General features: G+C 67.5%; 9 protein-coding genes. 4 read left to right on the forward strand and 5 right to left on the reverse strand.

Going from position 1 to position 14,091, the window contains the following annotated elements; all coding sequences use genetic code 11:
* Nucleotides 1-18: 18 nt before the first annotated feature.
* Together M1L58_RS12555 and M1L58_RS12560 are read right to left on the reverse strand one after the other, a co-directional pair.
* The gene (locus tag M1L58_RS12555; protein ID WP_248659122.1) at nt 19-3,621 is read right to left on the reverse strand and encodes a (Fe-S)-binding protein; all 3,603 of its coding nucleotides are present in this window, start codon (nt 3,619-3,621) and stop codon (nt 19-21) included.
* A 240-nt stretch (nt 3,622-3,861) separates the two neighbouring features.
* Nucleotides 3,862-5,235 carry a WS/DGAT/MGAT family O-acyltransferase gene (locus tag M1L58_RS12560; protein WP_154882306.1) on the reverse strand — a complete coding sequence of 458 codons (1,374 nt, stop codon included), beginning with the start codon at nt 5,233-5,235 and terminating at the stop codon, nt 3,862-3,864.
* 230 nt (nt 5,236-5,465) lie between these two features.
* Here M1L58_RS12560 and M1L58_RS12565 point away from each other — a divergent pair, with 230 nt between their 5' ends.
* Nucleotides 5,466-5,987 carry a SanA/YdcF family protein gene (locus M1L58_RS12565; RefSeq protein ID WP_248659153.1) on the forward strand — a complete coding sequence of 174 codons (522 nt, stop codon included), beginning with the start codon at nt 5,466-5,468 and terminating at the stop codon, nt 5,985-5,987.
* Nucleotides 5,988-6,019: 32 nt separating this feature from the next.
* Here M1L58_RS12565 and M1L58_RS12570 read toward each other — a convergent pair whose 3' ends face one another.
* A complete protein-coding gene (locus tag M1L58_RS12570; protein ID WP_248659123.1) occupies nt 6,020-8,212 on the reverse strand; it encodes an acyltransferase family protein in 2,193 nt (730 codons plus the stop codon).
* Nucleotides 8,213-8,368: 156 nt separating this feature from the next.
* Here M1L58_RS12570 and M1L58_RS12575 point away from each other — a divergent pair, with 156 nt between their 5' ends.
* From M1L58_RS12575 to M1L58_RS12585, 3 genes are all read left to right on the forward strand, one after another.
* A complete protein-coding gene (locus M1L58_RS12575) occupies nt 8,369-8,932 on the forward strand; it encodes a dihydrofolate reductase family protein (RefSeq protein ID WP_248659124.1) in 564 nt (187 codons plus the stop codon).
* Between the two features lie 305 nt (nt 8,933-9,237).
* Nucleotides 9,238-10,596, forward strand: a complete 1,359-nt coding sequence (locus tag M1L58_RS12580) for a styrene monooxygenase/indole monooxygenase family protein (protein ID WP_248659125.1) — start codon at nt 9,238-9,240, stop codon at nt 10,594-10,596.
* A 156-nt stretch (nt 10,597-10,752) separates the two neighbouring features.
* The gene (locus tag M1L58_RS12585) at nt 10,753-11,685 is read left to right on the forward strand and encodes an oxidoreductase (RefSeq protein ID WP_248659126.1); all 933 of its coding nucleotides are present in this window, start codon (nt 10,753-10,755) and stop codon (nt 11,683-11,685) included.
* An 82-nt stretch (nt 11,686-11,767) separates the two neighbouring features.
* Here the strand turns inward: M1L58_RS12585 and M1L58_RS12590 are convergent, their stop codons facing one another.
* Together M1L58_RS12590 and M1L58_RS12595 are read right to left on the reverse strand one after the other, a co-directional pair.
* On the reverse strand, nt 11,768-12,853 hold the full coding sequence (locus M1L58_RS12590) for an NAD(P)H-dependent amine dehydrogenase family protein (RefSeq protein ID WP_248659127.1): 1,086 nt from the start codon (nt 12,851-12,853) through the stop codon (nt 11,768-11,770).
* Between the two features lie 35 nt (nt 12,854-12,888).
* A complete protein-coding gene (locus M1L58_RS12595; RefSeq protein ID WP_248659128.1) occupies nt 12,889-13,968 on the reverse strand; it encodes a Rieske 2Fe-2S domain-containing protein in 1,080 nt (359 codons plus the stop codon).
* Nucleotides 13,969-14,091: the final 123 nt, after the last annotated feature.

The following is a 14,091-nucleotide window of genomic DNA, read 5'->3' on the forward strand; positions in this document are numbered from 1 at the left end:
GTTTCGGTACTGCTGTGACTACTTGTGGCCGGGCCGCTTCTTGCCGGCCGCGATGCCGAAGCCCTTGGCCTTCGACGCCCCGGTCTCGGCGATGGTCCGGGCGTCGCCCGAGCCGTTGTCCGACGGGGTCGGGACCTCGGTCCCGTTCGTCTCGGCCGGTGCCTCTGCTGCCGGTGCTCCAGCTGCCGGGGTCTCCTCGACACCGGGTGCCTCGGCGGGCGCTTCGGCTTCCGGGGCTGCCTCGGGAGCGGGGGTGGCCTCTGCGGGGGCCGCAGCAGGTGCCGCGGCCTTCGGAGCGGCCTTGCTCGCGCCACCGGGGCGCTTCTTGCCCGCGGCCATGCCGAAGCCCTTGGCCTTGGCCGGCTTCTCCTCGGTCAGCACCGCAGCCGAACCGCCCTGGGGCGCTTCGGCCGCAGGCTCGGCCTCGGCGGCCGGTGCCTCGGTCTCCGATGCCTCGGCGGCAGGTGCCTCCGCGGCGGGAGCTGCTGCCGGAGCCTCCGCGGCCGGCTTCGGAGCGGCCTTGCCGATCCCGCCCGGACGCTTCTTGCCCGCAGCCATACCGAAGCCCTTGGCCTTGCCCGGCTTCTCTTCCGTCGCGGCAGCGACCGATGTGTCCGTCGCGGCAGCGACCGATGTGTCCGTGGCCGCGGTGGTCGCCGACTCGGTGTCGACGGTCGGGGCGGCATCGGGTGCCGACTCCGCCTCGTCGACCTTGTTCTCGGCGGGGGCGGTCACACCGGCGTCGGCTGCTGCCGCGTTCGGGGTGGCCGTCTTCTGCCCGGGACGCTTACCTGCAGCCATGCCGAAGCCCTTGGCCTTGGCCGGCTTCGCCTCTGCGGGTGCCTCGGCCTTCACGGCCTCCGACGACTCGGCTTCGGCGGGTGCAGGAGCTGCGGACGCAGCAGGCTTGCTCGCCGCCGCGCCCGGCTTCTTCCCGCCCTTCATGCCGAAGCCCTTCGATGCGGGCTTCTTCTCGGCCGGTGCCTCGGCAGGAGCCTCCGCGGGCGCCGACGCGGCGGCCGGTGCCGCAGCCGCAGCGCCCGGCTTCTTGCCGCCCTTCATGCCGAAGCCCTTGGATGCGGGCTTCTTCTCGGCAGGAGCCTCCGCAGGCGCCTCGGTCTTGGCTGCGGCACCGGGCTTCTTGCCGCCCTTCATGCCCAGTCCGACCTTCGGCTTCGGAGCTGCCTCGGTGGTCGCCGTCGCGGTCGCGGCCGCTGCGGCCGGAACCTTCTCGGGCTCGGGTTCCGGCTCCGGCTCGGGAGCACTCGGACGCGGTCCGAGGTAACGGCCGCCGAGCTTGACCTCGGTCTTGCCGCGCTTGACCGAGTCGAGCAGCAGCTGCGCGACGTCGACGACCTCGACCTTGCCCTCGGATTCGGTGCCACTGGTCCGGGCGGTCACACCGTCGGTCAGCATCACGCGACAGAACGGACAGCCGGTCGCGACCTTCTTGACCTCGCCGGTGGTGTCGCCGTGTCCATTGGGCCCGCTCGCTGCGCTCCCGGCGCCCAGCGTGTCGAGCGCCTCGTCGACCCGGTCGATGTTGATGCGCTTGCCGATCTGCTCTTCCATCCACATGCGGGCACCACCGGCACCACAGCACATGGACCGTTCGCCGTGACGCGGCATCTCGGTGAGAGTCGATCCGGCCGCACCCATCAGCTCACGCGGGGCGTCGTAGACCTTGTTGTGACGGCCCAGGTAGCACGGGTCGTGGTAGGTGACGCCCTCGCCGAGCGGGGCGACCGGCACGAGGCGCTTCTCGCGGACCAGACGGTTCAGCAGCTGCGTGTGGTGGACGACCTCGTACTTGGCGCCCAGCTGCGGGTACTCGTTGCCCAGCGCGTTGAAGCAGTGTGCACAGGTCACGACGACCTTCTTGCGCTGCTCGGGAGCGGTCGAGAAGACCTCGCCCAGCATCTCGATGTTCTGCTGCGCGAGCATCTGGAAGAGGAACTCGTTGCCGGCGCGTCGTGCGGAGTCACCGGTACAGGTTTCGCCCTCGCCGAGGACCATGAAGTTGACCGCGGCCATGTCGAGGAGCTCGGCGACGGCCTTGGTGGTCTTCTTCGCGCGGTCCTCGTAGGCGCCGGCGCAACCGACCCAGAACAGGTACTCGAAGCCCTCGAACGACTCGACATCCTTGCCGAAGACCGGGATCTCGATGTCCATCTCGTCGATCCAGGCGGTCCGCGCGGAGGCGTTCTGACCCCACGGGTTGCCCTTGTTCTCGAGATTCTTGAACATGCCGGCCAGCTCGGTCGGGAAGTCCGACTCGATCAGCACCTGGTAGCGACGCATGTCGAGGATGTGGTCGACGTGCTCGATGTCGACCGGGCACTGCTCGACGCAGGCACCACAGGTGGTGCAGCTCCACAGGGTCTCGGTGTCGATGACCGCACCCAGCGCCTCGGGATCGAATTCACCGTCGGCCGACTCGATGCCCTCACCGCCGCCGATCCGGCCCTTGGACTCGCCGACCAGCTTGCGGGAGGCCTCGGCACGTGCGGCCTCGGGGATCGCGTTGAGCTTGTCCTCGAGGACGTTGCCCTCGGCGTCGACCAGACCGACCTCGTCGCCGCCCATGTCCTTGCGGCCGCCGGCCAGCAGGTACGGGGCCTTGGCGTTGCCGTGGTCGCGCAGCGACATGATGAGCAGCTTCGGCGACAGCGGCTTGCCGGTGTTCCAGGCCGGACACTGCGACTGGCAGCGGCCACACTCGGTACAGGTGCTGAAGTCGAGCCAGCCCTTCCAGGAGAAGTCCTCGATCTTGCCCGCACCGAACGCGTCGACGTCCGGATCGGCGGTCTCCATGTCGAGGACCTTGCCCTGGCTCATCATCGGCTTGGCCGCACCGAGGGCGACGCCGCCGTCGGCCTCACGCTTGAAGTAGATGTTGAAGAACGCCGAGAAGCGGTGCCACGCAACGCCCCAGTCGGTGTTGAGGCCGACGACGGCCAGCCACACCATGCCACTCATGAGCTTGATGACCGCGAAGATCGACACCAGGGTCGGTGACGCGGGCAGGATCTTCGCCACCTGCATGGTGAAGAAGTCCGAGTAGGCGTTGTAGTGGTGGTAGGTCGCGATCTTCGACGCCTTCACCAGGATCATGCCGAGACCCTCGAGCAGGACGACGGCCTCGACGAAGTAGGCCGCGCCGAAGCGGGACCCGGAGAACCGCGAGAGGCGCTCGGGGACACGCGGGTGGTTGAGCTGGCGGATCACGATCAGCACGAGGATGCCGACCACGGTGCCGATGCCCAGCAGCTCGTCCCATAGGTGCCACGCGAAGGTGTCACCGAAGAGCGGCCAGTGGAACTCCGGGTCGATGGACTGTCCGTAGGCCTCGAACCACAGCAGGGCGCCGCCCATGAAGCCGATCATGACCAGCCAGTGGGCCCAACCCACCGTCCGGAATTTCACCATCCGCGTGTGGGCGATGAATTCCTTGATCATGGTCGTCAGGCGCGGGATCACCGGCCAGAACCGGGATCCGTCGACCTTCTGGCCGAGTTTGATGGTGCGGAACATCCGCACCACCCCGGCGAGGAACAGGTACCAACAGAAGAGGCTGATCACCGCTGCTGTGGTGCCGATGGCAATCGTCGTGGCTGTCACGGGCGCGTACCGGCCTTTCGTCTAGGTCGTCCCGCCACCGGGGGAAGCGCACAGAGTGCGCAGGGCTGCCCCCACGGAGCGGTGTACTACAGGTAACCGTAATTCTTCGCGCCGGTGGCGCGCTGCCAAGGTTGGCCTAATTCTTGCTGGTCTAAACTCACACCGAATGATACTCGCCAGTAACTTACTGTCGAGTCAGGGTGGGGAGGATCCCAATTGGCCTCCCGGCCGGCGCCGGGGTCAGCGGACGCGGGCCACTTTCTCCAGCTCCTCGAGGGCGGTGTCGAGGTGCGTCAGCAGTCGCTGCAGACTCGGGACCTGCGCACGGGCACCGATCAGCCCGAAGTTCAGGTGCTTCGCAGAACTGGTCACGGTGATGTTCAACGCCAGCCCCTCCATGGCGATCGACACCGGGTAGACGCCGTCGAGTCGGGCGCCGTTCCAGTAGAGCTCCTCGGACGGTCCGGGCACGTTGCTGATGATGATGTTGAACTGCGGTGGGACGTACTGGACGAAGCCCGGCACGGTCGCGAACGCGAGCGGCGCGAAATTCGCGGCGCCCAGCGCGAGTGCCTGCAACGGCCTGAGTCCGCGGACGACGTTCTTCGCCTGCCGGGCCGACGTCACGAGCGAGTTGAGCCGGCGTTCGGGGTCGGGCTCGTCGGTCGCGAGGTCGACCATGATGGCGGTCACGGCATTGCCGTCGGAGTCGTCCTCGGTGTGCATCGACACGGGAACGGCCGCGATCAGTGGCGAATCGGGCAGCGCGTCGTGCTCGATCAGATACGAGCGCAGGGCGCCCGAACACATCGCGACGAGGACGTCGTTGAGGGTGATGTCCAGCGCGTCGGCGACCGCACGTAGTCGCTCGATCTCCCATTGCTGGGCGGCGAACCGGCGTGCGCTCCCGATCGCCACGTCGAGGATGGTCCGCGGGGCGCGGGGAACAGGCGGCACGAAGCCGGGCTTGCGCAGGCCGGCGACGGCGACCTTGGCGGCCGCGGGAGCGATCCCCGCCACCTGCAGGCCGGCGTCGGCGATCCCGGCGATCCGCGAGCGCAGGGTCGGTGCGGGTCGTGGACGCTTCTTCCCGATGAGCTTCGGGTCCCACGGTGCCGACCCGGACCGGTCGTCGGGATCGGGCGTGAGCATGCGCTGCAGCAGGCGGAGCGCCGACACCCCGTCGACGATCGAGTGGTGGATCTTGCTGTAGATCGCGACCCGCCCGTCGTCGAGGCCTTCGATGACGTGGGCTTCCCACATCGGCCGGTTCCGGTCGAGCAGGGTGCCGTGGTTCAGCGACACGTAGCGCAGCAGTTCGCGGATGCGTCCCGGGCGGGGGAGTACCGCGCGGCGGACGTGGTAGTCGAAGTCGATCTCGTCGTCGTAGGTCCAGGCGACGTTGCCCAGGATGGTGACCGGCGGCGCCGGGCGCTTGCGGAACAGGGGATGGATCTCGCTGCAGGACGAGAAGGCCTCGATGACCTCCTCGACGAGGTCGGCCGACGATTGGCCCTCGCGCGGCACGAACAGCTGCAACCCGCCCACGTGCATCGGTTGCTCGCGCGTTTCGGCCAGTAGGAACATCGACGAGGTCACCGGCATGTACTGCATGCACACTCTCTTCCACGGTTGTCGGATACGCGGGTGTCGGATACGCATCGGGGCTGAGCGCAGCAGATGGCCTCAGTATCGGCCCGGCGTCACTGGAGCGGCGGCGAATCGTCATCTTGGGTGAGATGTATTCGTACACCTAGGTTGTACAGGTGAGGTCAGCAGCGCGTCTCGTCGTACCGGTGTTGCTGGTGGTCGTCGAACTGTGGATCACTGTCGCAGCCACGTGGATGTATGTCGTGGCCGGTGACCGGGTCCTCGACGCCGAGCAGGTGCCGGACGGGTCGACGCTCCTGGTGCTCGGTTCGCTGGTGGAGGACGGTGCTCCCGGCGACTATGTTCGCGGCCGGTTGGATGTCGCGGCGGCGTTGTACCGCGACGGCCGCGTTGACCGGATCATCAACTCCGGCAACGGTTCTCCCGAGGCCGGCGACGAGCCGGCGGTGATGCGGGCCTACCTCGAATCCCACGGGGTGCCGGCAGTGGTGATGGTCGACGACCCGCTGGGCCTCGACACCGCGGCGAGCTGCCGTCGTGCGCGAGAGGTGTTCGGCGCGGAGGGGTTGGTCATCGTGACGCAGGACTTCCATCTCGAGCGCGCCATCGCGCTGTGCCGCGGCGAGGGCGTGGATGCCCGCGGCGTCGAAGCCGAATGTGATTGCCCCACATGGACACTGGTGCGCAATCACATCCGCGAGGCGGTGTTCGCCGGCCCGAAGGCGGTGCTGGGCGCTCTAGCGGTGGCCGAGTAGCCCCGAGGCGTAAGCCGAGGGGCGTGTCGAGCTCACCACCAGCCGGTGGCCTTCTGCAGGTCGGCCTCGATCGCCGGGATGAGGCTGCGTACGAACGTGGCGGACAGGTGGTGGTAGTCGTGCCACATCAGGATGTTCCCGACCACCGCCGGGCAGTACGTGTCGTCGCACATGGCGTCGGTGTAGTCCAGGAAGGTCATGTTCGGGAACTTGTCGGCGAGCGCGGCGGCCGGGTCGGTGGGCGCCATGGCCTGTGCACGTGAGACGCCGCAGACCTCGGGCTTGCGGCCGCTCGCGAGGCACTCCGGCGGCTTCAGCTTGCCGGTCGACCACGGGTTGTCCCGGATGCCGATCACCTTCTGCCCGCGGTCGCGGAACTGGGCGAAGATCTCCTCGTAGTCCTTGGGCACGTAGTCGCCCTTGGCGGCCCCCTCGGGAGGACGGGTGGAGGTGGTGAACACGTAGTCGGGCTTGTCCACGGCGAGGCGTTCCATCACGCGATTCGACCAGTCGTTGCACTGGTAGTACTTCTGGCCGAACCAGGTGAAGACGTGCTCGGTGGTGAGCGCACAACCGACTTTGAGGTAGGTCGTGACGCGGAAGTTGTGTCGCTTGCCGATGTCGTTCAGCGCGGTGATCCACTGCTCGGCATGCGAACCGCCGACCAGGGCGATGGTGCGGGTCGCGTTCACGTCGCCGTAGTACCCGACCTTGATCGACGGGTCCTTCCAGCCGCTGATGATCGAGTCGTAGGAGGTGATCGGCCAGTCCATGTCGACGACGTCGGGACTCGGCTGCGCCGTCACCTTCGGGACCGGCGCACCGTTGAGGAAGGCACGTCCGCCGGGGTAGAGGCGAGGGTCGAGGTTCTCGGTGTCGAGGGTCGCGTTCGCGGCGTCGCGTTGCCACGTCACCGCGGCACTGCCGGCGGCCACGCTGATGATCAGCAGGACCGCGAGGAGGGCGAAGCGGTAGCCGCGCGAGTTCTGGAAGCCCGGCGTGCTCGCCTTCGCAGGTGCCGCGGCGTCGGACTTCTGGCGCCGCAGCGACCCGGAACGCAGCGGGGCCTCGACGTACTTCGTGGTCAGCCACGCGACCAGGACCGAGACACCCAGGATTCCGGTGCCCTCCAGCCAGGACACCTCGTCCTGGTAGCGCCACGCCATGTAGAAGATCAGCAGCGGCCAGTGCCACAGGTAGAGCGCATAGGCGATGGAACCGAGCCACACCAGTTGCGGATACGCGAGTCCACGACTCACCTGGGCCTGTCCCTCGGCCGGGCGTGCGGTCGCCGGGGAGCCCGCCCAGATCAGGATGAGCGTCGCGCCGACGGGCACGAGCGCCCAGGCCGCGGGGTACTCCTGGACACCGGCGATCCACCAACCGCAGGTGATGATCAGGCCGAGGGCGATGAGGCTCAGCAGGTTGCGCATGCGCGCGGACAGCGCCAGCTTGGGCATCCACACGGCGAGCAGGCCGCCGACGAGCGGCTCCCACAGTCGGGCGACGGTGTCGTAGTAGGTGAACGGCTGATTGATGCCGTGGCGATAGTTGGCCCACGCGAAGGAGACCAGCGCGACGCCCAGGAGCGCGAACCCGACGATGCCGCGCACGACCTGAGGTCGGCGGAAGAACTCGATCTTGAGAGCCAACGCGCGCAGCAGACCGCCGAGGGCGAGTGCACTGAGCAAGGTGATCAGGAAGAACTGACCCTGCATCGACATCGACCACAGGTGCTGCATCGGGCTGTTCGCGGAGTCGGCGGCCGCATAGTCCTGCGACTCGAACGCGAGATGCCAGTTCTGGTAGTACAGCGCGCTGGCCTGCAGCTCGGCACCGAGCGGACCCCACCGGGTCGTCGGCATCACGAGAGCGATCAGCGCGGCGGTGAAGGCCAGCACCAGCAGCAGCGCGGGAAGCAGTCGTCGGACCAGGCGCCAGAATCGCGGCCCCGGGTTGAGCGCCTTGCCCCACGACGCAGAGGCGGGCTGGGTGGCGAGCACATGCTTGAGGAGCGATGCGACGAAGAAGTATCCCGAGAGAGTCAGGAAAACGTCCACGCCGCCCGACACCCGCCCGAACCAGACGTGGAAGACGGCGACCAATGCGATCGCGATTCCGCGCAGGCCGTCCAGGTCGAGCCGATAACCCGAGGTGTTACCGGTCGCGGCGTCCTCGTTGGGCGTCGCGACGACCGGGGCTACTTCGGGAACGGGCGTGCGCACAGAGGGCGATGGTACTTGTCCGCGACGGCGCGTCACCGCCGCCGCGGCGGGTGTCGGCCGACCCACAGGATGTTCGTGGGTTCCCATTGCCGGGTCTACCTCGAAAAATGGCCGTAACCTCGGACAATCCCCTCGAAACCGACTGTGAGGAGTTGCATGCTGATCTATACGATGGGCGTCTCGGTGGACGGCTTCATCCACGATCGCGACGGCGACTTCCAATGGCCGGGACACAGCGACGAACTCTTCGCATTCCACACCGATCGCGTCGGGAGCCTCGGCGGCACGATCCTCGGTCGCCGGTTGTACGAGACGATGCGGGTCTGGGAGACCGACCCGGCCATGCGCGACACCGAGGCGGGCGCTGTCTTCGCCGACATCTGGGCGGCGCTGCCGAAAGTCGTCTTCAGTCGGACCCTCGACGCGGTCGAGGGCAACGCCAGACTCGCCCGAGCATCCGTCGCCGACGAGGTCGCGGAGGTCCGCGCCGCGACGGACCGCGACATCGAGATCGGTGGAGCGCACCTGGCGTCACAGGCCTTCGAACTCGGCCTGATCGACGAGCTGCGGATCTTCCGGTATCCGGTCGTCGTGGGCGGCGGCACCCCGATGCTGCCGCCGGTCACCGATCGTGTCGATCTCGATCTGGTGGAGACCCGGCTGTTCGGTGTCGTCGCATACGAGCGCTATCGGGTGCACGGGCTTCCGCCGGCCGAGTAGCGCCGTCCGAGCGTGGCGAGGCCGCTGGACTCATTCGCCGGCCGAGTGGCGCCGTCCGAGCGTGGCGAGGCCGCTGGACTCATTCGCCGGCCGAGTAGCGCCGACCGAGCGTGGCGAGGCCGCTGGACTCATTCGCCGGCCGAGTGGCGCCGTCCGAGCGTGGCGAGGCCGACGCGTATCGAGGTCAGCCCCCGCGGCCACCCATTAGTTCGTGCTGCGTCTAAACCTTCAGCCGCGACGATCCCACCGGCACCCTGTCTCCCAGTCATCACATGCACCGCTTGCATCCGACCCAGGAGACACACATGACCACACGACGATCCGTCGCGATCATCGGCGCCGGCCTCGCCGGGACCACCGCCGGTCTCGGCTTCCTCGACGCCGGTTTCGACGTCACGATCTACAGCGACCGCGACCGTGACTCGCTACGCAACAAGGTGCCGCCGACCGGCGTCGGCGTGCTCTTCGGCAAGTCCCAGGAGTGGGATGCCGAGATCATCGAGGACCTCTACGACGTCGGCAAGACCACCGGTATGAGCGTGCGCCTGTACGGCGGCGCCGGCGAGGATCGCGCCCCCGTTCTCGAATACGACCCCGACTACGGCTACGTCGCCGCGGCTGTCGACCTCCGCCTGCGCGCCGACGACCGCCTGGGTCGTTTCCTGGACCGCGGCGGGCGGTTCGAGGTCACCACCGTCGATCTCGACAACCTCGACGAGATCGCCGGTGGCGCCGACCTCACCCTCGTCGCCACCGGCAAGGGCGGGCTGTCGACGCTGTTCCCGGTCGACGAGTCGCGGACGAAGTACCGCGAGCCGCAGCGACGTCTGCTGCAGGTCACGCTGAAGGGCGTCGATCACGGACCGGACGTGTTCTCCTATCGCTCGCAGGCGGGCGCCGGTCACTCGCTGTACAACCTCGACAGCGAGAACGGCGAGCTGTTCGTCGGCCCGTTCCTGCACAAGGACGAGGGCGCGACCTGGTCCTTCATCGTCTTCGCCAAACCGTCGGGCGCCTGGGCGCCGCGCATCGACGACGTCCACGACGCGGTGACCGCTCGGCGCACCATCGCCGGCATCTTCGCGGAGTTCTTCCCGGAGGACGCGCCGGTCATCGAGCAGCTCGAGGTCATCGAGTCCGACCCGGTCTCGTGGCTGAAGGGGGCGGTCACCCCGACCGTGCGCCGGGCGGTCGCCACCACCAAGGGTGGTCATCCGGTGGCCGCGATCGGCGACACCGCGATCGCCGTCGACCCGGTCGCCGGCCAGGGTGCCCAGAACACGCTCATCCAGGTCGCCGAGCTGGTCAAGGCCGCCCGCGCCCACGACGGCGAGTTCACCGCGGACTGGCTGGCCGAGGAGTTCGAGAAGCATTGGGAGCGCCGCGGTCACGCGGCCACCGAGGTAACCCGTCTGTTCCTCGGCGACCCCGATTTCGCGACCCACCTGGAGTTGTCGTTTCCGGCTGCCGCCGTCGATCCGAACGTCGCGCAGGCACTGCTCGGTCTGCTGTCCGACCCGAATCCGCTCCTCGGTCTGCGGACCCGTGAGGATGTCGAGAACTTCATCTCTGCGGTGGCGGGAGAACCGTTCGACCAGGTCCTCGCCAGGTTCGCGCCGGCCGGACAGTTCAGCGCCGCCGCCCCGGCGCCTGTGACGGTCTGACCCGCTCGTCGCACGACCACTGGTTGCGTCGCACCCCGACTGCGTTCTCCGGAATGCATTCGGGGTGCGGTCGCGTGTGACACCCGAACCGGAACTGTCACATGAGATGTGATACGAACAACAGCGTCCGTTGTGCCGGAGTCAGAGGGGGAGCACGTGAAGACGGGTTGGACATTGGCCGACGCGCCTCCACAGACCGGGCGGGTCGCCGTGGTCACCGGGGCAAACGGGGGCATCGGGCGTGAAGCCGCTCGAGGGCTCGCCACTCTCGGCGCCACGGTGGTGCTGGCGTGCCGCAACGCCGAGACCGCTGCCGCCGCACGCGAGGACATCGTCGCCGAGGTACCCGGTGCCGAGGTGGAGATCCTCGACCTCGATCTCGCCAGTCTCGATTCCGTTCGCGCTGCCGCCGAGGAGGTCCGGCGACGCCATCCGCGGCTCGACGTCCTGGTGAACAACGCCGGTGTCATGCGCGGCCAGCGCGACCTGACACCCGACGGCTTCGAGATGGACTTCGGCACCAACTTCCTCGGCCACTACGCGCTCACCGGGTTGCTGATGGACCGCTTGCTCGCCGCCGATGCCGCGCGGATCGTCACCGTCGGCAGCCACGCACATCGTGCGGGCAACATCGACTTCTCCGACATCCCGATGGACCGCACGTTCACCAGCGCCGGCGCGTACTCCCGGGCCAAGCTCGCCCAGATGCTGTTCTCGCTGGAACTCGACCGTCGGCTGAGAGCCGCTGACGCACCGGCGATCTCGCTGGCCGCGCACCCGGGTGGTACTCGGACCGGGGTGATGCGCGAGCAGAACAAATTCCTGCAGTGGGCGTATCACGCGCCATCGCTGCGCTGGCTCACCGATCGATTCATCATGGATCCGCCCGAGGGCGCCCTGCCCATTCTGCGGGCCGCCACCGATCCGAAGGTGTCGGGCGGCCAGTATTACGGTCCGACAGGAAGTTTCGGTCTCGCTGGTCCGCCGGTGCTGGTCGAGCCGTCGCCGAAGGCCAAGGATCGTGCCGTCGCCGAACGCTTGTGGGAGGTCGGCGCCGAGCTCACCGGCATCAGTATCGACCTCGGCTGAAGGGGATTCCCGGAAGGCTTTCTCGAGGGAGGGAATTCTCGAAGAGTGGGTTCGCCGAGGTCGATACCGACACCGCGCCGGCTCAGATCTTGAAGCGGCCGGCGAAGCTCCGTAGCGGGAGGTCTGCACTGGTCACGATCCCGGGCGGGGCTGCGACCACCGACCGGATCGAGTTGAGTGCGGGCAGGCCGGTGACGGTCATGCCGATCGACGCGAAGTTCTCCGGGTTGGAGAGGTCGAATCCCTTGCGCGGGAAGATCATGTGCTTGGAGTAGATGTTCGGGTCTCCGGTCACCTGGGTGATGTAGCAGGCCTGGATGTTCCACGAGGGGTCGGTGTGCGGTGTCATCTGCCACTCCAGATGGGACTCCACGCGTGGCACACCGTCGACCATGCCCTGGTACTTGATGTAGCTGCCGCCCAACGATCCTGCGGGCAGCTGGTACCAACCGAGGTCGACATCTTTTGTGCAGGCGCCCAACTCGTAGGAGAACGTCACCTCGTCGAGTTCGAGATCGAAGGCGTCGGCCATGAGGTACACCGAGTCGGCGAAGACGGCGGTGTACTTGTAGAGCGAGTCCGGGATCGACGGGTCGTCGACCGGTAGCCCGTAACCGACGGCCTTCCAGGTGTCGACCGAGTGATGACAGGAGACGTCGACCGACTCGGTCACCGTGACGTTCTCGATCTCGGCGACGTCGGCGGTGTGCACGATGCCGAGGATCTGCGCCAGACCGGGATTCATGCCCGTGCCGTAGAAGGTGGCGCCGCCCTTGGCGCAGGCCTCGGCGATGACCTCGCTGACCTTGCGCCCGGAGTGATGTGGATGGTTGGTGTCGCGGTGGAAGCCGGTGATCCAGTCGGCGGTGGTCACGATGTCGATCCCGGCCTCGAGGACCTGGACGTAGAGGTCCTCGTCGGGGAAGACGCCGTGGAAGGTGAGCACGTCGGGTCGCGCGGCGATGATCTCCTCCACGGTGCCGGTCGCGACCACGCCGATCGGGCCGATACCGACGATCTCCCCGGCATCCCGGCCCACTTTGTCCGGCGAATAACAGTGCAGGCCGACCAGTTCCAGATCCGGGTGATTGCGGATGCGGTCGATCATCTCGGTGCCCAGGTTGCCGGTGGCCACCTGGAACAACCGGATCTTGTCGGGTGCCGTCATGCGAGGTCCTTTCGGGGCGGGGAGAGGAGGTCGGGTCAGGACTGCGCAGCTGCGCCGGTCTCGACGTGCGCTGCCGCGCGGAGTGCTTCGAGCTCGGACCGGCGGATCCGGACGTACTCGTCGGCCGAGGCGCCGCCGTCGGGATAGAACTGCCGGGCCCACTGCCGTAGTGCGCTGAATCCCGCGTACTCCTTGCGGGACAACGCCGGTGGATCGGAGTAGCGCTGGTGGGCCCAGATGTCGACGTCGGCGGCGAACTGTTCGATCACCAGGTCGGCCATGGTCTTTCCGTATCGGGTGATCTCGCCGGTTTCCTCGCCGGGTTTGCGCCCGATCCAGACGGTGAAGCGCACGTCCGAGGTGTGCTCGTCGACCGGGGTGACCGCAGGCATCGTGCGGTTGTCGACCATGCCCCAGCTCTTGGTGACCGAGCAACCGAGGCCGGCGTTGATGGATTCGACACCGCTGGTGGCGCTTTCGAGTGTCGCGCCTTCGTCGAAGGCGATGGTGAAGTCGACATGGGACACCGGGCCGGAGAAGTCGTGCCGGGTGAAGTCCGGCATGAACGGTGTTTTGTGGACGAACTTGAAATGGGCGAAGTCGACGCCGTTCTCCATGATGTACTGCGGGTGGATCTCGAGGCCCGGCCGGAACAATGTCGCACCCGGAATCGGCGGGTAATAGTCGTCCGCGGTGGCGTTGTCGTCGAAGTCGGCGAAGATGTCCGGGACGTCGAAATGCGGTGGCCGCCCGTCGACGTCGTGCCAGATCCAGACGGCCTCGTTGCGTTCGACCACGGGGTAACTGCGGATGCGCCGGCCCTTGTTCGGGTGGTTCTCGTAGGGGATGCAGACGTTGCGTCCCTCCTGGTTCCACTCCCAACCGTGGAAGGGGCAGACCAGGTTCTCGCCCTCCACGTGGCCGCCGTGACCGAGGTGGGCTCCGAGATGCTCACAGTAGGCGTCGAAGACGGAGATCCGCCCGGACCGGGATCGCCAGGCGACCATCTCGCGCCCGAAGTACTTCATCGTGTGCACGGTCCCGACGGCGATCTCGGGAGACCAGGCGACCTGAAACCATCCGGTGGGTGTCATCGACAGCGGCGTTTGCGCCATGCGGTCACGGTAGGACTCGTCGAATCGGAATGCAAGAGGGTTCTGTGAAAATGTTTGAAACCGGCGTCTTGCTGGAGGTTTGAGGTGCGGCCCTGTCGGTTACCCGTGGTTTCAACATTTCCG

It is taken from the genome of Gordonia sp. C13 (assembly GCF_023218005.1).
In the GTDB taxonomy this organism is placed as follows: domain Bacteria; phylum Actinomycetota; class Actinomycetes; order Mycobacteriales; family Mycobacteriaceae; genus Gordonia; species Gordonia namibiensis.

Coding starts and splice junctions, on each gene's coding strand:
- M1L58_RS12565 (WP_248659153.1), top strand. CDS start 5,466: ATGTATGTCGTGGCCGGTGACCGGGTCCTCGACGCCGAGCAGGTGCCG.
- M1L58_RS12560 (WP_154882306.1), bottom strand. CDS start 5,235: ATGCAGTACATGCCGGTGACCTCGTCGATGTTCCTACTGGCCGAAACG.
- M1L58_RS12575 (WP_248659124.1), top strand. CDS start 8,369: ATGCTGATCTATACGATGGGCGTCTCGGTGGACGGCTTCATCCACGAT.
- M1L58_RS12580 (WP_248659125.1), top strand. CDS start 9,238: ATGACCACACGACGATCCGTCGCGATCATCGGCGCCGGCCTCGCCGGG.
- M1L58_RS12595 (WP_248659128.1), bottom strand. CDS start 13,968: ATGGCGCAAACGCCGCTGTCGATGACACCCACCGGATGGTTTCAGGTC.
- M1L58_RS12590 (WP_248659127.1), bottom strand. CDS start 12,853: ATGACGGCACCCGACAAGATCCGGTTGTTCCAGGTGGCCACCGGCAAC.